The sequence below is a fragment of the Methylobacterium sp. WL7 genome, from assembly GCF_008040085.1.
Lineage (GTDB): Bacteria > Pseudomonadota > Alphaproteobacteria > Rhizobiales > Beijerinckiaceae > Methylobacterium > Methylobacterium mesophilicum.
Genome location: NZ_VRVG01000023.1, coordinates 1 through 20810, shown reverse-complemented (window position 1 = coordinate 20810; position 20810 = coordinate 1). Strand labels below are relative to the sequence as shown.

Annotated in this window: 21 protein-coding genes; 9 read left to right on the top strand and 12 right to left on the bottom strand. The window is 71.4% G+C overall.

The window, feature by feature from the left end:
- Nucleotides 1-25: 25 nt before the first annotated feature.
- From FV233_RS08860 to FV233_RS08850, 3 genes are all read right to left on the bottom strand, one after another.
- Nucleotides 26-664 (bottom strand): PilZ domain-containing protein, encoded by a 639-nt coding sequence (locus FV233_RS08860; RefSeq protein ID WP_147852858.1) that lies wholly within the window; start codon nt 662-664, stop codon nt 26-28.
- A gap of 229 nt (nt 665-893) precedes the next feature.
- A complete protein-coding gene (locus tag FV233_RS08855; RefSeq protein ID WP_147897262.1) occupies nt 894-1493 on the bottom strand; it encodes a PAS domain-containing protein in 600 nt (199 codons plus the stop codon).
- Nucleotides 1494-1647: 154 nt separating this feature from the next.
- Nucleotides 1648-2010, bottom strand: a complete 363-nt coding sequence (locus FV233_RS08850; RefSeq protein ID WP_147852856.1) for a hypothetical protein — start codon at nt 2008-2010, stop codon at nt 1648-1650.
- Nucleotides 2011-2342: 332 nt separating this feature from the next.
- Between FV233_RS08850 and FV233_RS08845 the strand changes: the two genes are divergently transcribed.
- Together FV233_RS08845 and FV233_RS08840 are read left to right on the top strand one after the other, a co-directional pair.
- Nucleotides 2343-3164: a rhomboid family intramembrane serine protease gene (locus FV233_RS08845; protein ID WP_147897261.1), complete on the top strand. Its 822-nt coding sequence runs from the start codon at nt 2343-2345 to the stop codon at nt 3162-3164.
- A 141-nt stretch (nt 3165-3305) separates the two neighbouring features.
- Nucleotides 3306-3737, top strand: coding sequence for a CBS domain-containing protein (locus FV233_RS08840; protein ID WP_147852854.1), 432 nt, complete (start codon nt 3306-3308; stop codon nt 3735-3737).
- 40 nt (nt 3738-3777) lie between these two features.
- Here the strand turns inward: FV233_RS08840 and FV233_RS08835 are convergent, their stop codons facing one another.
- The 4 genes from FV233_RS08835 to folE form a co-directional block, all read right to left on the bottom strand.
- Nucleotides 3778-5349 (bottom strand): alkaline phosphatase D family protein, encoded by a 1572-nt coding sequence (locus FV233_RS08835; protein WP_147897260.1) that lies wholly within the window; start codon nt 5347-5349, stop codon nt 3778-3780.
- Between the two features lie 92 nt (nt 5350-5441).
- The gene (locus FV233_RS08830) at nt 5442-6425 is read right to left on the bottom strand and encodes a patatin-like phospholipase family protein (RefSeq protein WP_147856871.1); all 984 of its coding nucleotides are present in this window, start codon (nt 6423-6425) and stop codon (nt 5442-5444) included.
- On the bottom strand, nt 6422-6844 hold the full coding sequence (hisI, locus tag FV233_RS08825) for a phosphoribosyl-AMP cyclohydrolase (RefSeq protein WP_147897259.1): 423 nt from the start codon (nt 6842-6844) through the stop codon (nt 6422-6424). The genes FV233_RS08830 and hisI overlap by 4 nt, the downstream gene beginning before the upstream one ends.
- A gap of 107 nt (nt 6845-6951) precedes the next feature.
- Entirely contained in the window at nt 6952-7788 is an 837-nt protein-coding gene (gene folE / locus FV233_RS08820; RefSeq protein ID WP_147856869.1) for a GTP cyclohydrolase I FolE, read from the bottom strand.
- 251 nt (nt 7789-8039) lie between these two features.
- Here folE and FV233_RS08815 point away from each other — a divergent pair, with 251 nt between their 5' ends.
- From FV233_RS08815 to uraD, 7 genes are all read left to right on the top strand, one after another.
- Nucleotides 8040-8531, top strand: a complete 492-nt coding sequence (locus FV233_RS08815) for an iron-sulfur cluster assembly scaffold protein (protein WP_147856872.1) — start codon at nt 8040-8042, stop codon at nt 8529-8531.
- Nucleotides 8532-8537: 6 nt separating this feature from the next.
- On the top strand, nt 8538-8912 hold the full coding sequence (gene yidD / locus FV233_RS08810; protein WP_147897258.1) for a membrane protein insertion efficiency factor YidD: 375 nt from the start codon (nt 8538-8540) through the stop codon (nt 8910-8912).
- 132 nt (nt 8913-9044) lie between these two features.
- A complete protein-coding gene (locus FV233_RS08805; protein ID WP_147857855.1) occupies nt 9045-9215 on the top strand; it encodes a DUF3606 domain-containing protein in 171 nt (56 codons plus the stop codon).
- Nucleotides 9216-9322: 107 nt separating this feature from the next.
- Nucleotides 9323-9478 (top strand): DUF2934 domain-containing protein, encoded by a 156-nt coding sequence (locus FV233_RS08800; RefSeq protein ID WP_147857856.1) that lies wholly within the window; start codon nt 9323-9325, stop codon nt 9476-9478.
- Between the two features lie 249 nt (nt 9479-9727).
- Nucleotides 9728-10237, top strand: coding sequence for a hydroxyisourate hydrolase (gene uraH, locus FV233_RS08795; RefSeq protein WP_238262055.1), 510 nt, complete (start codon nt 9728-9730; stop codon nt 10235-10237).
- A gap of 25 nt (nt 10238-10262) precedes the next feature.
- Nucleotides 10263-10616, top strand: coding sequence for a hydroxyisourate hydrolase (gene uraH / locus FV233_RS08790; protein ID WP_147857696.1), 354 nt, complete (start codon nt 10263-10265; stop codon nt 10614-10616).
- A gap of 6 nt (nt 10617-10622) precedes the next feature.
- On the top strand, nt 10623-11132 hold the full coding sequence (uraD, locus tag FV233_RS08785; RefSeq protein ID WP_147857695.1) for a 2-oxo-4-hydroxy-4-carboxy-5-ureidoimidazoline decarboxylase: 510 nt from the start codon (nt 10623-10625) through the stop codon (nt 11130-11132).
- A 6-nt stretch (nt 11133-11138) separates the two neighbouring features.
- Here uraD and FV233_RS08780 read toward each other — a convergent pair whose 3' ends face one another.
- The 5 genes from FV233_RS08780 to FV233_RS08760 all read right to left on the bottom strand — a co-directional run bounded on the left by FV233_RS08780 (nt 11139) and on the right by FV233_RS08760 (nt 20580).
- A complete protein-coding gene (locus FV233_RS08780) occupies nt 11139-12377 on the bottom strand; it encodes a methyl-accepting chemotaxis protein (RefSeq protein ID WP_147897257.1) in 1239 nt (412 codons plus the stop codon).
- Nucleotides 12378-12530: 153 nt separating this feature from the next.
- The gene (locus FV233_RS08775) at nt 12531-15641 is read right to left on the bottom strand and encodes a ribonuclease E/G (protein WP_147897256.1); all 3111 of its coding nucleotides are present in this window, start codon (nt 15639-15641) and stop codon (nt 12531-12533) included.
- Between the two features lie 832 nt (nt 15642-16473).
- Entirely contained in the window at nt 16474-17802 is a 1329-nt protein-coding gene (gene glcF / locus FV233_RS08770; protein WP_147897255.1) for a glycolate oxidase subunit GlcF, read from the bottom strand.
- Between the two features lie 46 nt (nt 17803-17848).
- The gene (locus tag FV233_RS08765; protein WP_147897254.1) at nt 17849-19036 is read right to left on the bottom strand and encodes an FAD-binding protein; all 1188 of its coding nucleotides are present in this window, start codon (nt 19034-19036) and stop codon (nt 17849-17851) included.
- Nucleotides 19037-19137: 101 nt separating this feature from the next.
- On the bottom strand, nt 19138-20580 hold the full coding sequence (locus FV233_RS08760; protein ID WP_147897253.1) for a polysaccharide biosynthesis C-terminal domain-containing protein: 1443 nt from the start codon (nt 20578-20580) through the stop codon (nt 19138-19140).
- Nucleotides 20581-20810: the final 230 nt, after the last annotated feature.

Sequence of the window (20810 nt, the reverse complement as noted above, 5' to 3'; positions counted from 1 at the left end):
CGATCCCAACGCGGTCGCGACGGCTCTAAAGCGTCATCCCGGCGTGGAAGCGGTCGGGGGAGAGCGGCAGCAGGAACTGCACGCCGAAGCCCCCCTCGAAGTAGCGCACCAGCCGCCCGGGCGTGCTGCCCACCGTGACGGCTGCCCCGAGGGGCAGCGTGGCCGTGCTGGAGATCGCCACGCCCGAAATCGAGATGTCGATCAGCCGGGCCTTGATCTCCCGGCCACTCTCGACGCGCAGGGTCACCGCCGTGTGGGTCGGCACGAGCCGCTCGTGGGAGCGCCCCTCGGGCAGGCCCAGGATCTCCCGGTTGGCGAGCCAGGTCAGCTGAGATGCGATCTTGTCCCGCTTGCGTGGCGTGGCGTTGAGCTGGACCGCGAAGCCGCCCTCGCTGTGGCGGGCGATGACGCCCTCGATCCGGCCGATATGCTCGAGGTAGAGCACCACGCGCTCGCCGACCTCGCCCACCACCGCGCAGGTCAGCCGGACGCCGCCCGGCGACATGTCCACGGTCTGGCAGGGATATTCCCGGCGGTCGGCCAGCATGTAGCGGCCCAGCACGGCGACCCGGACGCGCTGGTGGCGTCGCTGGTCGGCCGCGTCGCGCCCTCGGCTGGCCGCGCGGCTCACGTCCGTCCCGGCGGTGGCGTCGACCGCGATCATACCGAGATGGGCTCCACGCCGCGACAATCGTCATCGCAAGCTAGACCGGGACTGTTACGAAAGCCTTTTTTCCGATTCGACAATATCCGCCGTGCCGTAGATTTTTCTGTCCTGACCGGGCGTCAGGGCCGGTCTGGCCTGTACAGTTGCCAGTTCGTCCCGATCGGACGCGATCTTCGGTCGAAAAATCGATGTCTAATATTCCAAATGCAGTTCTCGGCGCGCGGTTTTACGCCCGTCCGCCGGCATGAACGAGGAGATGCCCCCGGCGCACCGGGCCGGGAAAGCCGGCAGGACCGCGCAAGGCCGGTCGCGTCGGCGGCGCGGCCTCCATCCTGCGGCCGGGGAGGATGCGCAGGGAGGTGGTCTCGGCCTGGACCAGCGGGCGCAGGCCGATCCAGTGGGGCGTGCTCTCGACGCTGAGGGTGCCGAGCGCCCGGACCTGCATCCGGCCGCGATGGCGCAGCGGCAGGAGCAGGAGTTCCAGATCCACCGCCTCGCCGGCCGTGTTCAGGCCGCGCAGGCCCGCGACCACGCCCAGGGTATCGCTGGCGACGATCTCCACGATGCGCCAGGGGTCGGGCGCCTCCGCGCCCCACAGGCCCGCGAAGGTCTCGCCCTTCAACTCGCGGCCGTAGAGGGCGCAGACCCGCGTGCCGGCGAGCCGAATTGTGGCCGCCCGCGTCGCCATGTCGAGTTCCAGGATCAGGCTGTCGGCCAGCAGATGCCGGATCTCGCCCGGCTCGATCTCGGCGCGCTCGGGCGCGGCGCGCTCACCGCGCAGGCGCTCCCAATAGGCATGGAGCATGCGGCTCGTGGGATGTTTCATCGGAGTCCCGGATCGATACGCCTGGTGTCCGTCCCTGGATCAACTTGGCACATCCGCGCGGGACGAGCCGGTGATCCGGGGCGATCTCGGGCTCCGGGCGCATGCGCCGTGCCGCCCGGCGCGGGATTTTTTTGGGATTGAGACGGGCTCAGATTCAGCCTGCCGGCTTGAGGTTGATCACGGTCTGGATCTCGTCATAGGCGGTGCGCACGCCGCCGCCATCGGTTCGATCGAGCAAGCCGGCGTCCGCCAGGATATCCACCTCCTGACGGACCCGCTTGTAATCCCGGCCCAGCGCCTGCCCGAATTCGGCGACGGACGCCGCAGGGTGCTGGTAGACATGGCGCAGCAGTTCCAGGCGCTTGCCGCTCAGAACCTTGGCCAACCCGTCCCACGTCTCGAACGTGATGTGATGCTCGCCGGTGGAAGCGCCGGCCTCGGCACGGCGGATCGCTTCCAGAAAGCGGGCCTTCGTGGCGACGGGGTCGTATCCGACATGCAGGAAGACATCCGTCATCTTCGTCTCCTCATCGATCAGCAGTCGATAGAGATACGCCCTGTCCCACGGCTGGGAACTGACACGAACATTTCGGCATCCACCCTGTCATTCCGGGCTCGCCTGCGGCGCCCCGGAATGACAAGGCGTTTCATATGGCTGCCCTGGCCGCGCCGATCGAGAAAAGGCTTTTACGGGCTCCAAGATCGGTTTTGGGGCCGCGTTCATGAGTGCGGCGCCCGCAATTCCATATCCGCTCTCGACAGCGCCACTGCACCGGAACATCACCCGAAAAGGCTTCAATACGTCGCCGGGACTTGCCCGATCCCCCTGAGCCCCGACATGGTGCCAGGATGGATGCCTCCCCCGAATTCCCGCGCCAGAGCCGCGTGCCCGTGTTCAACATGCCGGGAGTGGTGACGCTCTCGATCGGATTGCTGATGGCGATCCAGGCCCTGCGCGAGTTCGTGCTGCCGGACACGCTCGACATCCGGGTCGTGCTCGACCTCGCCCTGGTGCCCGCGCGCTGGACGGTGTGGTTCGATCCCGGGAAGGCCGCCGACGTGATCCAGGCGGCCGCCGGCCTCGGCGACCCCGACATGGAGGCCGCCCGCGAGGCGTTCGCCCGCTACATCACCTCCGAGCACGCGCTGCTGCCCTGGACGCTGGCGACCTACGCGCTGCTGCACGGCTCCTGGATGCACGTGATCTTCAACAGCGTCTGGCTGGCCGCCTTCGGGTCGCCGGTGGCCCGGCGGTGCGGCGCCGGGCGCTACTTTCTGATCGCGCTGGCCGGAACCGTGGCCGGCGGCCTGCTGCATGTGATGATCGACCCCCTGAGCGCGGGACCGCTGGTCGGCGCCTCGGCGGGGATCTCGGCCCTGATGGCGGCGGCCGCCCGCTTCGTGTTCCAGCCGCCCGCCTCCGGGTATGCCGGCCCGCCCTGGCAATTGCCGCCGCACCGGCCGGCCGAGACGATTCCCGAACTCCTGCGCAACCGGACCGCGGTGGCCTTCCTGGCGATCTGGCTCGTCACCAACCTGCTGTTCGGGCTCGTCAGCGTGCCGCTCGTGGGCGAGAACGCCGCCATCGCGTGGGATGCGCATCTCGGCGGCTTCATCGCGGGCTTCCTGCTGTTCCCGCTGCTCGATCGACGCGAGGCGGCCCGGCCCTGAGACGAAGTCCCGGCATCTTGCCAACGCGGCGGATCGGTCACACACTCGCCATAATGTGAACGAGCCGGGGCCAACCCGGACGACAGCGTAACGGAGGCGCCGCGGCTGACGGCGCACGCACCGCGTCACAGGGAGAGAGCCATGACCGTCGCACGCATCCTCGCCGAGAAGGGCAGCTCCGTCGTCACCGTGAGCCCCGACAAGACCCTCGAGGACGTGATCCAGATCCTCGCCGACAAGCGGATCGGCGCGCTGGTGGTCGCCCATGCCGACGGGGCGGTGGCCGGGATCATCTCGGAGCGGGACATCATGCGGGCGCTCGCCCGCCACGGCGGCGCGACCTTCGATGCGCCGGTCTCGGACCACATGACCGCCGACGTCACCACCTGCGGCCGAAGCACCACCCTCGAGGAGGTGATGGGCCTGATGACGCAAGGGCGGTTCCGCCACGTCCCCGTCTGCGAGGACGGCCGCCTCGTCGGCCTGATCTCGATCGGCGACGTGGTGGCGCGCCGCATCGCCACGGTCGAGGCCGAGCACCAGGCCCTGCGCGACTACATCACCATGGCGTGAGATCGCGCGCCGGCCGGACGCGGAGTCCGGCCGGGGTCGCCTATGCCTTCGCGGGGTCGAGGGTGACGTGCCAGAGGTCGGTGTCGGCCGCGTCCTTGAGGGTCACGGTCATCTGCTCGGTGTCGCCGTCCACCGCGACGTGGCCGAAGAACTGGTAGCCGGCGGCCGGTGACAGGTTCACCTGGCCCTTGTCGGGCGCCTTCACGTAGCGCAGCTGCGGGCCGAACGTGTTGTCCAATGCGTTGGGGCCGAACGTGCCGGCGTGGAGCGGGCCCGAGACGAACTCCCAGAACGGGTCGAAATCCTGGAACTGCGCCTTGTTGGGGTCGTAGTAGTGGGCGGCCGTGTAGTGCACGTCCGCGGTCAGCCAGACGGTGTTGCGGATCTTGGCCTGCTTGATGAAGCGCAGCAGGTCGGCGATCTCCAGCTCGCGCCCGAGCGGCGGTCCATCGCCCTGCGCCACCGCCTCCGAGCCGAAATTGCGGTCGACATCGTAGGTCACCACGAGGCCGAGCGGCATGTCGGCGGCGATCACCTTCCAGGTCGCGCGGGACTCCGTGAGCGCGCGCTTCAGCCACGCGATCTGCTGCGGCCCGAGGAAGTGCGCGTCCGGGCCGTATTCCGTCTGCCGGTTCTCGCCGTTCGGGCCCCGGTAGGAGCGCATGTCGAGCATGAACACGTCCACCAGCGGGCCGTAGGCGATCTTGCGGTAGACCCGGCCGGGCTCGGCCGGCTCGAAGCGCATCGGCATGTATTCGTGGAAGGCGCGCGCCGCGCGCAGCTGCATCGCGAGCACGTTCGGGTCGGTGTACTTCTTCTTGAGGTGCTCGGCCCGGGTCAGCGGCTCGCCCGGCCACCAGTTGTTGGTGACCTCGTGGTCGTCCCACTGCGCCAGGATCGGCACGGCGGCGTTCATCGCGAGCACGTTCCGGTCGGTGAGGTTGTACTTGTGGCGGCCGCGGAACTCGGCGAGCGTCTCGGCGGGCTTCGAGACCTCCTCGGTGACGCGGTTGCGCCAGAGGCTGCCGTCCGGGAGCTTCACCTCGGCCTGGATCGGCCCGTCGGCATAGATCGTGTCGCCGGAATGGATGAAGAAGTCCGGGCGGTTCTTGAGGATCGCGGAGTAGATCGTCATGCCGCCGCGGGCCTCGTCGATGCCCCAGCCCTGGCCGACCGTGTCGCCCGACCAGCAGAACGAGACCGAGCGCTTGTCCGCCGGCGCGGTGCGGAACCGCCCGACCTGCGCAGGCCCGACGATGGTCGGCGCGGCGACGTCCTGCAGCCGGACCCGGTAGAACACGTCCTGCCCCGGCGGCAGCCCGGTCAGCGCCACCTTCACGGTGCCATCGCTCTCGGGCAGCGCGTCCGCGAAGACCCCGCCGCGGATCTCGGAGAAGCTCTCGGTGGTCGCCCACTCGATCATCGCCCGGGCCGGACGGTCGGAGCGGGCCCAGACCACCGCCGAATCGGTGCCGACATCGCCGGACTGGAGGCCGTGGCTGAGGAGCGGCCGGTCGGCGGCCCGGCTCAGGCCGGGGCGGGCCAAGCCGGTGGCGATCCCGACGAGGCTCGCGCCTCCGGACAGAAGGATCTGGCGGCGGCTCGTATACATTGGAAGCCCTCTAGGTCGATGAGGGCCCATCGCAACCGCTCGTTACAACCGCGTGACGATCCTCGGGCGCGACGCAGCCTGTCGCGGGCACGCTAGGCGCGCGCGGCGGCGCCGCTCACGACGGCGCGAATCCGGGGCAGGGCCGCCCGGGCCGCCCGGTAGCCGATGTCGATCCCCTCGGCGGCCTTGTGGAAGTCGAACAGGCCGAAGGCCGCGACATCCGGGCCGATGGCCACGTCCGGCGGGTCGCGCTCCAGCCGCGCCCGGGAGATCCGGTCCTGGGTGATGTTGAACGCGCCGAGCACCACCCGGGCGATGCCCGGGACCGGGATCTCGGCCTCCTGGGGCTCGAAGCCCGGCAGGCGCGCGCGGATCAGCTGGAGGAAGCTCCGGCGCGCGGCCGGCGCCGGCACCTCGTGCACCACCGGGCCGCCGGTATCGCCGTTGAGGTTCACGCAGATCACGAGGTCGGCCCCGAGCGCGCGGGCGAGCGCCACCGGCACGGGGTTGACCAGGGTCCCGTCCATCAGGACGCGCCCCTCATGGGTCACGGGCGGGAACAGGCCGGGGATGGCGTAGGAGGCGCGCACCGCCTCCACGGTCGGGCCCTCGGTCAGGCTCACCTCCAGGCCGCTGCCGAACTCGGTGGCGACGCAGCCGAAGCGGATCGGCAGGCTCTCGATCCGGCGCGTGCCGAGATCGGCGAACAGGCGCCGACGGAGGCGGTTGCCGGCGATCAGCCCGGAACCGGGAAAGCGCGGGTCGATCAGCCGGACCACCCGGTGCCGGGTCAGTTCCCGCGCGAAGGTCTCCAGCCGGTCGAGGCGCCCCGCGGCGTAGCAGGCGCCGACCACCGCCCCGATCGAGCAGCCGGCCACCACGGTGGGATGGATGCCGCCTTCCTCGAGGGCGCGGATCACCCCGATATGGGCCCAGCCCCGGGCCGAGCCGCCGCCCAGCGCCAGGCCGATGCGGGGGCCGGCGCTCGGCAGGGGCCGGATCGGCTCGACGGTGCCGGGGAGGAAATAGGGGACGGCCGGACATTCTTGCCACTGCAAGGCAAGGGACGCGCTCATGTCCCGGCGGCCTCCAGGGTGACGGCGCCGTCCGGCCCGCGGACGACGCGGCGGTAGAAGCAGGCCCGGCGGCCGGTGTGGCAGCAGCCGCCGTCGCCGCCGACCTCCACGCGGATCAGCAGCGCGTCCTGGTCGCAATCGACCCGCATCTCGACGACGCGCTGGATCTGCCCGCTGGTCGCGCCCTTGTGCCAGAGTTCCTGCCGGGACCGCGACCAGTACCAGGCTTCCCCGGTGGCGATGGTCCGGGCCAGGGATTCGGCGTTCATGTGGGCGAGCATCAGCACGCGCCCGTCATGGGCGTCGACCGCGATGCAGGCGACCAGGCCGTCCCGGTCGAAGCGCGGGGTCAGGCCCGTGCCTTCCTCGACCTCGGCCCGGGTGCCGGGGGGATCGAAAGCGCTATCGCTTGCGGTCATGGCGGCAGAAGCGAGTCCGGTGGAGCTTGAATCGACGCTATGGGGTGTAGCCCGATCGATGAAGGCCGCGTGACGATGGCCGCCCGATCGGGGCATCCGGCCTGCGGTTACTTGGTGCCGCCGCGCACCAGGGTGAGGAAGCGCACCTGCTCGCTGGCGTCGTCCTTGAAGACGCCGCGGAACTGGCTGGTGATCGTCGAGACGCCGGCCTTCTGCACGCCGCGCATCGCCATGCAGAGGTGCTCGGCCTCCACCATCACGGCGACGCCCCGGGGCTTGAGGATGCTCTCGATCACGTCGGCGACCTGCGCGGTCATGGTCTCCTGCGTCTGCAGGCGGCGCGCGAAGGTGTCGACCACGCGGGCGAGCTTCGAGAGCCCGACGACCCCGCGGGTCGGGTAATAGGCGATGTGGGCGAGCCCCATGAACGGCACCATGTGGTGCTCGCAATGGGAGTAGAACGGGATGTCGCGCACCAGCACGATATCCGAATAGCCCTCGACCTCCTCGAAGACGCGGGCCAGCAGGGCCTCGGCGTCCATCTCGTAGCCGCCGAACAGCTGCCCGAAGGCCTTGGTGACCCGGGCCGGCGTATCGCGCAGGCCCTCGCGGGTCGGATCGTCGCCGGCCCAGCGCAGGAGCGTGCGCACCGCGGCCTCGGCCTCGGCACGGCTCGGGCGGCCGGTCTCGATCCCCTCGGGCACGCGGGTGGCGGAGGCGGGCTCCGGCGCGACCTCGACCGCTGCGGGGCGGCCGTCATCGACCGGTCGGTTGTCGTTGCGCATGCCGGTCAGACTCTGTCCCAGATCCCGCCCATCGATGCCGCCCCGGTCCGGACCCTGTCCTTCGCCTCGATAGGACAATGATTTAAGCGCGGCATCCATGGCATCTCCGGCCCGCGCCACACGGGACTTCATCGTGGTGCTGTCAGGCTTGGCATACATCGTCGGATCGCGTCGGGCCTGTGAGGGAGATCCCGGGCTCGAAACAAGTTCGAGCCGGCGCCCCGGTTGGACTAGAGCCGTGGGAACTACCTTGGCCGTGGGCGCGACCCTGGTCGACGAACCGCCTCCTCGCGAAGCGACCGTCGGGGGCCTATATCATTGTTCGCGCGGCAACACGCAATGCACGGGTCGCGCGGCAGAATCCCGATGGGCAATAGCCCGATCGGATGACGCACCCGCCCGAGGCCCCGATGCTCGACGACATCTACAACCGCCGTATCCTCGAACTGGCCGCCGACATCCCGCATCTGGGACGCCTGGAGCGGCCCGATGCCAGCGCCACCGCGCATTCCCGTTTGTGCGGCTCGACGGTGACGATCGACCTCGTACTCGGCGCGGACGGCCGCGTGGCCGACTTCGCTCAGGAGGTCCGGGCCTGCGCCCTCGGGCAGGCCTCCTCGTCGCTGATGGGCCGCCACGTGGTCGGCGCCACCGAGGACGAGCTGCGCGGCGTCCGCGAGGCCATGCGGGCGATGCTCAAGGCCAACGGTCCCGCGCCCGACGGGGCCTGGGCGGACCTCGCGGTCCTGGAGCCGGTGCGGGAGTTCAAGGCGCGCCATGCCTCGACCCTGCTGACCTTCGACGCGGTGGTCGACGCCCTCGACCAGATCGCCGCCAAGCGCCAATCCGGCGGAGAACAAGCCACCGGAAAGCCGGCTACAGCGGCGACGGCCGCCGCGTAGGCCCCGATGGTCCGCCGCGCCGCGCATTGGGCGATTCGCACCTACCAGCTGACCCTGTCGGGCTTGATCGGCCGCCAGTGCCGCCACTGGCCGAGCTGCTCCGAATACGCCGACCAGGCCATCGCCCGGCACGGCCTCTGGCCGGGCGCCTGGATGGGATTCGCACGGATCTGCCGCTGTGGCCCGTTCGGTACCCACGGCATCGATCTCGTGCCGGAGCGGCTGCCGGGCGGGGGCGTCTGGTACCGCCCCTGGGCCTATGCCCGCTGGCGCGGCGTCGAGGCGCCGCCGTCGCCCTTCGCCTGCGAGGCGGTGGCGGTCGGGCCCGACCGCCCGGCCGAGGCCGGCCGGGATGGAGCGCGGCGTTCCAGCGGCCTCTGACGACCGCGCGTTCCGCCATCCACAGGCCGCCGCCGATCGGACGAGGCCTGGCAACCGATCCCGCGGAGTCCGGTTGTCTCTCCAGATGGCTCGGCCCTGCGCGGCTGGGCGGCAATCCAGAGCGTGCGAACCATGTCCACCGAATTCAGAGGCAAGACGCATATCGACATCTTCGACCGGGTCATGCGCGAAGAATGGGCGCAGCGCTTCGGTGTCAGCGAGGAGCGGCTGCGCAAAGCCGTGACCATGGTGGGGAGCCGGATCACCAGCGTCGCCGCCTATCTCGACAAGCCGGCCTCGTGATGAAGGGCGACTCGTCCGAATCCGGTCGCGACGCACGGTCTATTCCGGAACCCGCTGCCCCGGAGCCGGCGATCCCGGAGAGCGGGCCGCGGCCACCCCCCTCACGGATCGAGGACAAATCTGCGCCGGACGCGATCCCGTTCGAGCAGATCCGGGAGCGCGCCTACGAGTTGTGGGAGCGCAACCACCGGCCGGAAGGCTTCGAGATCGAGTTCTGGCTGCTGGCGGAGCGGGAACTGCGCAAGGAACGCAGTCGCAAGTAGGCCGAGGCGGCACCGGTGCCTCCGCGGACCGATCCGCCGTCGTCCTGAGCCCTTCGACGGCTGGCGTGGCTTTGCCAGATGGCGCAGGCTTTGCGACAGGTCGCCGCGACGGCCCTCAGCGGCGACCGGCGATGTCGAGGGGACGGAAATGGACCCGGGTAATCTGCCAGACCGGCCTTGCCGTGCTTCGCGGACGAAGTGTCTCGCTGTTCCAGGGCGTCGGACCCAGAGCGATGCCCGGAGCTGCGCGTGAGCGCCGTAACCCGCCGGGCCTTCGCCGAACTCGGCCTCGGCGGCGCGGCCATGGCCGCCGCCGCGGGCGGATCCCAGGCTGGGCCGGCCCCCGCGAGCGGCGGGGGGCGGCCCGGGGCGCTGACCGTGGCCCCGACCTCGCAGGCCGGGCTCGGACCGCGGCTGACCCTGCACGCGCTCGACAACGCCCACGGGACCCCGGCGGCCGGCCTGGTCTGCGACCTGTCGATCCGCGAGGGCGACGTCTACCGGCCGATCAAGACGGTCACCACCGCGGCCAACGGCAGGCCGGCCGAACCCCTCCTCGTCGACGACGCGCTGAAGGCCGGCCGCTACGAACTGGTGCTGCATGTCGGGGCGTATTTCGCGGCCCTCGGGGCGACCCTGCCGAGCCCGAACTTCCTGAGCCTCGTGCCGATCCGCTTCCAGGTCCGCGACGCGCGCCAGCGCTACCACCTGCCGGTGCTGTTCACGCCCTGGGGCTATTCCTACTATCGGGGCAGCTGAGCCCAATCTCACGGGACCCGCATCCATGGCCGGCATCTCGACGCATGTCCTCGATACCGACCGCGGCCGCCCCGCCGCGGGCGTCCGGATCGACTTCTCGGTCCTGGAGGACGGGACGTGGCGGCTGGTGAAGAGCGTCGTCACCAACGCGGATGGGCGCACCGACGCGCCGATCCTGCCGGCCGGCGAAGCCCGGACCGGGCAGTACGAGCTGGCGTTCCACGTCGCGGATTACTTCCGGGACCGTCCGGGCACTGACCCGGGCGACGTCTTCATCGACGACCCGGTGGTGCGCTTCGCGATCTTCGATGCCGGGCAGCACTACCATGTGCCGATGCTGTGCGCGCCGGCGAGCTTCACCACCTACCGCGGCAGCTGAAGCGTCATGCCCGATCTGTCGGCGATCAACCGGTTGGACGAAAAGGCCTTCGTGACGCTGCTCGGCGGCGTGTTCGAGCACGCGCCCTGGGTGGCGCAGGCCGCCTGGCCGCACCGGCCCTTCGCGAGCCTCGCCGCCCTGCACGACGCGATGATGCAGGCGGTGCGCACCGCGCCACCGGAGCGCCGCCGCGCCTTCCTCAACAACCATCCGGAGCTGGCCGGCCCGGAGGCCCGGGCCCGCAGCCTGACGGCGGATTCGACGCGCGAGCAGGGCAGCGCCGGCCTCGACCGCATCGACGCGGAGGAAGGCGCGGCCTTCGATCGCCTGAACGCGGCCTATCGCGCCCGGTTCGGCTTCCCGTTCATCATCGCGGTGCGCGGGCGCGGGCGGGCCGAAATCCTCGCCGCGTTCGAGGCGCGCCTGTCCCGGGAACCGGCCGCCGAGGAGGCGACCGCCCTCGAGGAGGTCGCCCTGATCACCCGCATGCGCCTCGACGGGCTGGTCTCGGCCTGACCCGGCTCAAGCCTCGGCCGCCGTCTTCGCTTCGACCAGGGCCGCCTCGAACCCGGTGAAGGCCGTGGTGGCCTGGTCCCAGGCCTGGGCCCGCACGTGGCGGCCCAAGGCCGCGGCGAGTTCCCGCGCCCGGGTGAGGGCCGATTCCACGGCGGCCGGTCGGGCCGGATCGGCCGGGATGCCGACCGGCGGCGTGTCGGCCGGGCGCATCCCCACCAGGGTCGCCGCCATGGCCCGGCGCCAGGCCGCGCAATCGGCCGGGATGCGGGCGAGCCGCATCGCCGCGTCGCTCCCGGCCTGCCGGTCGAGCAGGGTGCGGCCGAGATCCTCGATCCGGTCGAGCTGGCCCAGCGCGTCGCCGATCTCCCGGCGGCCCTTGTCGGTGCCCTCCGCGATCCGGCCGACGCTCCGGGCGATCTCGCCGGTGGCCTGGATCTGCTGGCCCATGATCTCGGAGGCCTCGCGCATCTGGGCCGCCACCGTGGCGACGGCGCCGCTCTCCGCCTCGACCCGGACGTTGGCCCGCACCATGGCGGCGGCGCCGGTCTCGACGGCGCTGCGGCTGCGCGTGACCGCCGCCTGCATCGCCGCCATCTCCTCGCGGAGACCGCCGAGCCGGGCGCGGATCTCGTCCGTCGCCTTCGCGGTCTGCGCGGAGAGCATCTTCACTTCCGCCGCGACGACCGCGAAGCCCCGGCCGGCCTCACCGGCCCGGGCGGCCTCGATGGTGGCGTTGAGGGCCAGCAGGTTGGTCTGGGCCGAGATCGCCGCGATGGTGCCGGCCATCTCCTCGATCCGCAGGGCGGCGGCCGAGAAGCTGTCGAGCCGGCTGCCGATCTCGTCGGTGCCCTGCTCGATCCCGCGCATGCCGTCGCTGGCGCGCTGAAGGTCGTCGACGCAGGTGGCGATGCCGGCGCGGGCGGTCTCGGCGGTCTCGGCCGCCGAGGAGGAGCGGGCCGCGATCTCGCTGGTGCTGGCGGCCAGTTCCTCGCTGGCGGCGGCGATCAGCCGGGCCTGCTCGGCGGTGCCGGAGGCGTCGTGCGTCATCCAGCCGATCGAGGTGCCGGCATCCGAGGCCGCAGCCGACAGGCGCGCCAGGAGCGCCATCAATTCGCGGTCGGGCGCTGCAGCCTGCGGGACGATGTCCAGGACGGTCGTTGCAACGGGCGCGGACGTCTGGGCGTCGGCCGTCACCGCGGTCCCGGCCAGCTCCGGGGCCGGGCGCTTGCGGCGCAAACTCAACATGCGGGGGCTCCTGCGAACGTCGATTCGGGAGCCATATTCGCATGGAACCTTCAACCGAAGGTGAAGGATAACCGTCCCTTATTGGAATTGGACGAAGCCGCGATCCCCTGTCGGCACCCCCGGACGACAACCGTCCGGGGGTGCCGTCGCATCTCACTCGCCGGTCAGGGCGGCCTTGGTGCGGGACCACCAGCCTGCGCGCTTGGGCCGGTCCGGATCGCTGGGCTGGGTCAGCACCACAGCAACCGGCTCGGGCGGCGGGGCGGCCTCCGTCGGCGCCGCCTCGGGCGGGGCCTCCGCGGCCTGCGTCTCGAACCGCTCCGCAGCCTGCCTCTCGAACCGTTCCGCGGACTCCGGAGCGGCCGCGACCGGCAACTCGACGGCGACCTCGTCGTGGACGGGGGACGGCGCGGCCTCGACCGCCTCGGCCACCGCCTCGGCGCTCACCGGCTCCTCGGCCGACAGGGCGACCGCATCGGCATCCCCCTCCGCGGAACCTTCCGCGTCGCCGCCCTCGCGGGTGCGACCCTCGGCGCGGCCACGACCGCCCCGGCGTCCGCGGCGACGGCGGCGCGTGCCGTCCTCCTCGGACCGGGCGGACTCCTCCGCGACGGCGACGGTCTCGTCGGCTTCGGCCCCCTCGGCGGCCACCGCCGCGATCGGCGTCTCGGTGGGCTCGTCGGACTCGGGGGCGTCCTCGGTGCCGCGCTCCTCGTCCGGGTCGTCGGAGTCCTGACGCTCGCCGTCGGCCTGGCCCTCCTCGGACCGGCCGTCCTGGCGACCGCCGCGCCGACGGCGCCGACGGCGGCGGCGGCGGCCGTCGCCCTCGTCGCGAGTCTCATCCTCACGGGCGCCGTCCTCGCGCGCCTCGGTCCGCACCTCTTCCGCGTCACCTTCGGACTCCGCCTCGGCCAGGTCGGCCTCCTCGACGTCGTCCTCGTCCTCAAACTCCATGGCGGGCGAGATCGCCTGCGCGCGCACGCCCGTCACCGGACCCTCCGCCCGCTGGGCCGGCTCGCCGCGGTCGAGCTGGAACGCGGTGGTCACCGGCAGCCGCTCGTCGGCCGCGATCGTGAGCGTGACGCCGAAGCGGATTTCCAGCTCGCGCAGGTGCCCGCGCTTCTGGTTGAGGATGTACAGCGCCACCTCGGTCTTGGTGCGCAGGATCAGGTTGTGGGAGGCCGACTTGAGCAGCGCCTCCTCGATGGAGCGCAGGATGTGCAGCGCCACGGAAGCGGTGGCCCGCACGTAGCCCGAGCCGCCGCAATGCACGCAGGGGATCGAGGACGATTCGAGCACGCCGGTGCGGATGCGCTGCCGGCTCATCTCCATCAGGCCGAAGGGCGAGATCCGGCCGACCTGGATGCGGGCGCGGTCGTTTTTCAGGCAATCGTTGAGCTTCTTCTCGACCGCGCGGTTGTTGCGCTTCTCCTCCATGTCGATGAAGTCGATGACGATCAGGCCCGCGAGGTCGCGCAGGCGCAGCTGGCGGGCGACCTCCTCGGCCGCCTCCAGGTTCGTCCGCAGCGCGGTGTCCTCGATGTCGTGCTCGCGGGTCGAGCGGCCCGAGTTCACGTCGATCGAGACCAGCGCCTCGGTCGGGTTGATGACCAGGTAGCCGCCGGATTTCAGCGAGACGTGGGTCGAGAACATCGCGTCGAGCTGCTGCTCGACGCCGTAGCGGGCGAAGATCGGCGTCGGGTCGCGGTAGGGCTTCACGACCTTGGACTGGCCGGGCATCAGCATCCGCATGAAGTCCTTGGCCTCGGCGTAGGCTTCCTCGCCGGAGACCAGAACCTCGTCCAGGTCCTTGTTGTAGAGGTCGCGGATGGCCCGCTTGATCAGCGATCCCTCCTCGTAGACGAGTGCCGGCGCCATCGAGGTCAGGGTCAATTCGCGGACCGACTCCCACAACCGCATCAGGTACTCGAAGTCGCGGGCGATCTCGGGCTTGGAGCGCGAGGCGCCGGCGGTGCGCAGGATCACGCCCATGCCGTCCGGCACTTCCAGGTCGGCCACGACCTCCTTAAGGCGCTTGCGGTCGGCGGCCGAGGTGATCTTCCGGGAGATGCCGCCACCGCGGCCGGTGTTGGGCATCAGCACCGAGTAGCGGCCCGCGAGCGACAGGTAGGTGGTGAGCGCCGCACCCTTCGTGCCGCGCTCCTCCTTGACCACCTGCACCAGGATGATCTGGCGGCGCTTGATCACCTCCTGGATCTTGTAGTGGCGCCGGTAATGGCGCGGCCGCTCGGGGATCTCCGCGAGCGCGTCGCCGTTGCCGCCGACCTGCGCGATCCGGGGCTCGGCATCGGGGTCGTCGGAATCCTCATCCGACTCCTCGTCGGACTCGTCCTCGTCCTCGTCGTCCGAGTCGTCCTCGTCCGAATCGTCTTCGTCGTCCTCGGACTCCTCGTCCTCCAGGTCGGCGTCAAGCTCGGCCTCGTCGTCGGCCTCGCCCGTCGCGGACGCGCCGCGGCCGGACGCCTCGACGGCATCCTCGGCGATCGTCTCGGCCGGCGCGCCGGCGACGGTCAGGGCCTCGGCCACGGCGACCACGGCCTCGGGCTCGACCGTGTCGTCATGGTCGGCCGTCTGCCGCTCGCCGGCTTCGGCGTGAGCCTCGACGGTCGGCGCGGCTTCGGCGGAAGGCTCGGGAATGTCCCCGGCGGCGGTCTCGGAGGTGATCGCCTCCTGCACGGCTTCCGGGTTCTCGGCGAGGGTGTCGGGCGTCCCGTCCGGGGCGGGCCCGGCCTCGTGCGCCTCGGCGTGATCCCCGCCCTGCGGTGCGTCCGCGTGCGGTACATCGGCGGCCGGCTGGAACTCCGAATCCTGCTGGGACTCCAGGCCCAGCGGGGCCTCGGACGCGTCCTCGGCGCTCACCGTCTCGTCGGTGCGCGAGCGGGCCTCGGCGCGGCGTCCGCGGGAGCGGCGGGGCGAACGGCGACGGCGCTCCTCGCGCTCGCGATGCTCCTCGGCGTCGCGCGCCTCGTCCTCCAGCAGCGCCTGCCGGTCGGCCAGCGGGATCTGGTAGTAGTCGGGGTGGATCTCGTTGAAGGCGAGGAAGCCGTGGCGGTTGCCGCCGTACTCGACGAAGGCCGCCTGGAGCGACGGCTCCACCCGGGTGACCTTGGCGAGGTAGATGTTGCCGCGCAGCTGGCGCCGGTTGGCGGCTTCGAAGTCGAACTCCTCGACCCTAGACCCGTGGACCGTGACGACCCGGGTCTCCTCCGGGTGCATCGCGTCGATCAGCATTTTGTTGGCCATGTCGGACTCTCGGCATGGCGGCCGACGTCGTTCTCCGTGCCCGTGGTCCCGGCGGCGCCTCGCACGACCTCAGAACGGTCGCGCATGGAGCCGGCCTCGTCGCCGAGGCGGCTGGGTTCGAGGGGAAATTGCCGTCAACCGCCGTTCGGCGCCCTGGGCGCCTGGGGTTGAACTTGGCCGGTAGGCTGAACGGGCCGGTGCGACGCAGATCCTGCGCCTCCGGGGCACGCGCAGCGCCATGCTGAGCCGTGCGTCCGTTCATCCTGGTTCCGACCTCGCGAAACAATCTCGGCCGGATGGGACCGGCCGTGAAATCTGGATGCGGCGGAAAAGCTCCACCGCGTCGTGCGACACCTGCCCGATCGGGAAAACACCCGTCGCCGCCAGGCGGGCAAACAGGCCCGCCGCGACGTCGCGTCCGTTTTCTCGAAGGAATTCGGCCGCGTCCGCAAGCCGTTACGACGGCCGGCGGGACCGGAGAAGGGTCAGTATCATTACAGACGGCCACGGGGATTTGGCAAGGGTCAAGCGCGGGACGATGTCACGGGATCGTCACGGCGGTGGGGCGGGGCACTTCGGTTCCGTCGGGGGGATTCTTCATTGGGTCCGGCAGCGGACGCTCGATACGCCGCACTCTCCTCGCCCATCGCTGACGGAATGAGGGCAACGGCCGGGACCCTGGCACGCGTCTCCCTCCCCCGCAGAGGGGGGAGGGAAGGCGCGTGTTGGTCTCGGAGAGATTTCTTTTGCAGTCGAGAACCATCCGGATCGCGTTCCGTGAATCCGATAGCCCGCAGCAGGGGAGGGCAGGCGCCCGCATCCGGCCGCAATCCTACTCCGCCGCCTCCAGCCGCGGCGTGACGCCGTCGAGCGCGGCGGGCCTTGGGCCGCCGGTGGCCCAGTCCAGCAGCTCCACCGTGTGCACGATCGGGATGCCGGTGCCTTTGCCGATCTGCGTGGCGCAGCCGATGTTGCCGGTGGCGATCACGTCGGGGCGGATGCGCTCGATGTTGGCGACCTTGCGGGCGCGCAGCTTGGCGGCGAGCTCGGGCTGCAGGATGTTGTAGGTCCCGGCCGAGCCGCAGCAGATATGGCCCTCCGGCACGTCCTTCACGGTGAAGCCGGCGCGCTTGAGCAGCGTCTTCGGCTCGGTCCGGATGCCCTGGCCGTGCTGCATCGAGCAGGCCGAGTGGTAGGCCACCACGAGGTCGCTCTCCGCGGTCGCCGCCAGATCGAGCTGCGCCACGTACTCGGTCACGTCCTTGGCGAGGCTCGAGACCCGCTGCGCCTTCTCGGCATAGGCCGGGTCGTCGCGGAACATAAAGCCGTAATCCTTGATGGTCGTGCCGCAGCCCGAGGCCGTGACCAGGATCGCGTCGAGGCCCTTGGCGATCTCCGCGTCCCAGACGTCGATCGTATGCTTGGCGTGGGCGTGGGACGAGGCTTCCTTGCCCATGTGGTGGGTCAGCGCCCCGCAGCAGCCCTCCGCGGCATGGACCACCTCGATGCCGTGCCGGTTGAGCAGCCGGATCGCCGCCGCGTTGAAGTCCGGCCGCAGGACGCTCTGGGCGCAGCCGCGCAGCAGGGCGACGCGCTTGGTCGCTTGGCCGTCCTCCGGGGAAAAACGTCCGACGCGGTTGGTCGGCTCGCGTCCGGGCAGCCGCGCCGGGGCGAGGTCGAGCATCGCGGCGAGCCGGTTGCCGACCCGCGGCAGCCGCGCCACGATCCCGCGGAACGGCGCGCCGAGCTTGGCGGCGATCAGCGCCAGCCGGAACCGGTTCGGGTAGGGCAGCACCTGCGCCAGCAGCGCGCGCAGGAACCGGTCGTCCGTCGGGCGCGCGAAGGTCGTCTCGATATGCGCCCGGGCGTGGTCGACGAGGTGCATGTAGTGCACCCCCGACGGGCAGGTGGTCATGCAGGACAGGCAGGAGAGGCAGCGGTCGATGTGTTTGACCACCTCCTGCGAGGCGGGTTTCCCGCCCTCCAGCATGTCCTTGATCAGGTAGATCCGGCCGCGCGGGGAATCGAGCTCGTCGCCCAGCAGCAGGTAGGTCGGGCAGGTCGCCGTGCAGAAGCCGCAATGCACGCAGGTCCGCAGGATCTTTTCCGACGCCGCCATGGCGGGATCGGCAAGCTGGGCGAGGTTGAAATTGGTCTGCACGATGCCTTCCTGCTGCTCTCATCTCCGGGCGGGGAGGGGACCGGACTCACACGCCCGCGTACATCCGGCCCGGGTTCAGCACCCCGGCGGGATCGTGCGCCGTCTTGATCCCGGCGGTGATCCGCATCAGCGGCTCCGCCAGGGGCTGGAACACCGGCACCGCGGCCCGGACCGCATCGGGGGCGCGCACCAGCGTCGCGTGCCCGCCCTGGGCCCGCACGGCCGCGCGCACGAGGGCGGTGCCGGCATCGCCGGCCGATTCCGTGGCGAGCCAGATCAGGCCGCCGCCCCAATCGTAGAACCAGCGTGCCCCGCGCTCGGCCGCGATCGCCGCCACCAGGGCCGGGCCATGACTGGGCGCGGTCGAGATCCGCCACAGGGCGGTGTCCCGAGGCTCGGCGAGCGGGGCGGCATCCCGCACCGCCTGCCACAGGGCGGTGCCGGCCTCGCCCTCCACCAGCTCGGGCGTTCCGAAGCGCTTGAGCAGGCGGCGCAACTCGCCGGTCCGGTAGTCGATCGACTCCGCGAACCCTTCGAGGCGCATCAGCGTCCGCGCCCCGGTGCCGCCGATCCCGGCCGGCAGGTGCGCCGCGCCGGTGAGTTCGAACGGCGAGCCGAGGGCCGCCGCCAGGGCCGCGACCGCGCGGGCATCGTCGAGGCCGGGAAACACCAGGGTGGCGACGCGCTCGCAGGCCGGCAGCACCTTGAAGGTGACCTCGGTGAGCAGCCCGAGCGTGCCGTGGGCGCCGGCCATCAGCTTCACGAGGTCGAGCCCGGTGACGTTCTTCATCACCCGGCCGCCCGACTTGATCGCCTCGCCGCGCCCGTTGACGAAGCGCACGCCGATCAGGCTGTCGCGGGCCGCCCCGGCGTTGATCCGGCGGGGGCCGGCATTGTTGGTCGCGGCGACCGCGCCCAGGGTCGGCTCACCGGCGGTGCCGTAGAGCTTGCGAAAGTCCATCGGCTCGAACGGCAGCATCTGGCCCCGGGAGGCCAGCAGGGCCTCGACCTCCGCGAGCGGCGTGCCCGCGCGCGCCGACACCACCATCTCGGCGGGCTCGTAGAGCGTGACGCCGGCGAGCTTCCGGGCCGAGAGCGTCGCGTTGTCCTGCGCCGGCCGGCCGAGCCCCGACGCGGTGCCGCCTCCGGCGAGCCGCAGGCGCTCGCCGCGCCCGGCGGCCGCGCGCACGATGTCCTCCGCTTCCGCCTCGCTGCCGGGCTCGTAGCCGCCCATCGTCTCCGCCCCGGTTCTTTTTGGACTTGTTCCAGAACCGGTTTCGCCGGAACGCGCGGCGGATTCAAGCGGAGGCGGCGTCGCGGGCCCGGCGAGGCGTTCTACCCAGCCGCGATGGTCCGGTCCGGGCGCAGGCGCGACGCCACCTGCCGGCGCAGCCCGGCGATGTCGAAGATCCAGACCAGCGCCCCGTACAGGACCGCCCCGGCCGGGACCAGGACCGCCAGGGCGGCGGCGGGCGGCAGGTGCCGGAACGGCGCCAGCGCCAGGCCCATCGCCCCGCAGGCGAGGGTCGCCGCGCCGATCTGGCCCCAGGGCAGCACGATCCGCTCCGGGCCGGTCAGCGCCCGCCAGCCGAGCCAGAGTGCGGCGGCGGCGAGGCCCAGCGTCTGGGCCAGGGCGACGCCCATCCCGCCCATCCGGTCGGGCAGGAGCAGCAGGCCGGCCCCGTTGACCGCGAGCCCGACCAGGGCCGCGGCGATCACCGGAAAGGTCCGGCGGCGGATCTGGAAGACCGGGTTCAGAGCGTAGAACATCATCGACAGGCAGAACAGGCCGGGCATCAGCGCGACGCTGTAGCTCTCGAACGGCCCGCGATAGGCATCGGGCACCACCAGCCCCTGGAGCGCCGGCAGCACCGCCCAGAAGCCGACCGCGCAGGGCGCCAGCAGGGCGAACACGGTGCCGGCATTCTCGGCCACCTGCGCCTCGGCCGCCGCGCGGCCGTGCTGCTCCTCGGCCTGCACGGCGAACTGGAACAGCAGCAGGTCGAGCGCGGTGCCGAGCGTCATCATCGAGCGCGAGGTGACGTCGGCGGCCAGCGCGAAATAGCCGGCCTCGGCGAAGCCGGCATGGCCGGCGATCGCACCCCGGTTCACGAAGGCGAGGCACTGGTAGGCGGTGTTGGCGGCGATCAGCGGCAGGCCGTAGCGGGCGAAGACCCCCCAGGTGGCGCCGAGGCGCGGCTGCTCGAACGGGTGCTTGGGATCGCGCAGGGGGTGGCGCAGCAGCACCACGGCGGCGAGCTGGCTGAGTCCTGCCGCCGCCAGCACCCAGGCCGGCTGCGGCAGCCACCAGGCGGCCGCCGCCATCAGGATGAAGGCCAAGACGTTCTTGACCGCCACGAGGCCGAGATAGAGCTTTCCGTCGAACCGGGCCCGGGCCAGGGCCGCGTGGTAGTCGAACACCCCGATGCCGAGCGCGGCGAGGCCGGTGCCGCACAGGACCGCCGCGCGTCCACGCGCGCCGCCGCCGAAGCCGAACGCCCCGCACAGGGCGGCGGCGCAGAGCAGCACCAGGCCGATGCGCAGGTAGGCCCGGTCGAGCCCGTGGCGGATCCAGGGCTCGTCCACCCGCACGCGCCCCGAGTAGAACCGCGTCGCCGACAGCCGCAGCCACTCGAACAGCACCGTGTTGAGCACGATCGCCCCGGTGGTCGCCAGCGCGAACCGGCCGAAATCGGCGGGCCCGAGCAATTGGGCGATCAGCAGCCCGAGGACGAAGTTGAGCCCCGCATTGATCACGAAGGCGGCGATCACGGCCATGGACGGCGCCTCATGCGCGGCGAGGTTCTATAAGGTGCCCCAGGGCTTAGGGTCGGACCCGTAAGACTCTCCTAACGGGGCGGGAACAGGGCGAGGGGCCTCATGCGGGCCGCGAGCCGCCGGTCGCCTGCGGCGTGGTTTCGACCCGGGCTCCCCATCTTAGAGGCGCGATATACAAAATACAGCAAATTACATATCGATCAGCGCGTTATTTTGGAATGTCTTTCTGG

Bases quoted from the DNA above. Each gene is read 5' to 3' on its own strand.
- FV233_RS08860 (WP_147852858.1), bottom strand. From the start codon at position 664: ATGATCGCGGTCGACGCCACCGCCGGGACGGACGTGAGCCGCGCGGCC.
- FV233_RS08855 (WP_147897262.1), bottom strand. From the start codon at position 1,493: ATGAAACATCCCACGAGCCGCATGCTCCATGCCTATTGGGAGCGCCTG.
- FV233_RS08850 (WP_147852856.1), bottom strand. From the start codon at position 2,010: ATGACGGATGTCTTCCTGCATGTCGGATACGACCCCGTCGCCACGAAG.
- FV233_RS08845 (WP_147897261.1), top strand. From the start codon at position 2,343: ATGGATGCCTCCCCCGAATTCCCGCGCCAGAGCCGCGTGCCCGTGTTC.
- FV233_RS08840 (WP_147852854.1), top strand. From the start codon at position 3,306: ATGACCGTCGCACGCATCCTCGCCGAGAAGGGCAGCTCCGTCGTCACC.
- FV233_RS08835 (WP_147897260.1), bottom strand. From the start codon at position 5,349: ATGTATACGAGCCGCCGCCAGATCCTTCTGTCCGGAGGCGCGAGCCTC.
- FV233_RS08830 (WP_147856871.1), bottom strand. From the start codon at position 6,425: ATGAGCGCGTCCCTTGCCTTGCAGTGGCAAGAATGTCCGGCCGTCCCC.
- hisI (WP_147897259.1), bottom strand. From the start codon at position 6,844: ATGACCGCAAGCGATAGCGCTTTCGATCCCCCCGGCACCCGGGCCGAG.
- folE (WP_147856869.1), bottom strand. From the start codon at position 7,788: ATGTATGCCAAGCCTGACAGCACCACGATGAAGTCCCGTGTGGCGCGG.
- FV233_RS08815 (WP_147856872.1), top strand. From the start codon at position 8,040: ATGCTCGACGACATCTACAACCGCCGTATCCTCGAACTGGCCGCCGAC.
- yidD (WP_147897258.1), top strand. From the start codon at position 8,538: ATGGTCCGCCGCGCCGCGCATTGGGCGATTCGCACCTACCAGCTGACC.
- FV233_RS08805 (WP_147857855.1), top strand. From the start codon at position 9,045: ATGTCCACCGAATTCAGAGGCAAGACGCATATCGACATCTTCGACCGG.
- uraH (WP_147857696.1), top strand. From the start codon at position 10,263: ATGGCCGGCATCTCGACGCATGTCCTCGATACCGACCGCGGCCGCCCC.
- uraD (WP_147857695.1), top strand. From the start codon at position 10,623: ATGCCCGATCTGTCGGCGATCAACCGGTTGGACGAAAAGGCCTTCGTG.
- FV233_RS08780 (WP_147897257.1), bottom strand. From the start codon at position 12,377: ATGTTGAGTTTGCGCCGCAAGCGCCCGGCCCCGGAGCTGGCCGGGACC.
- FV233_RS08775 (WP_147897256.1), bottom strand. From the start codon at position 15,641: ATGGCCAACAAAATGCTGATCGACGCGATGCACCCGGAGGAGACCCGG.
- FV233_RS08765 (WP_147897254.1), bottom strand. From the start codon at position 19,036: ATGGGCGGCTACGAGCCCGGCAGCGAGGCGGAAGCGGAGGACATCGTG.
- FV233_RS08760 (WP_147897253.1), bottom strand. From the start codon at position 20,580: ATGGCCGTGATCGCCGCCTTCGTGATCAATGCGGGGCTCAACTTCGTC.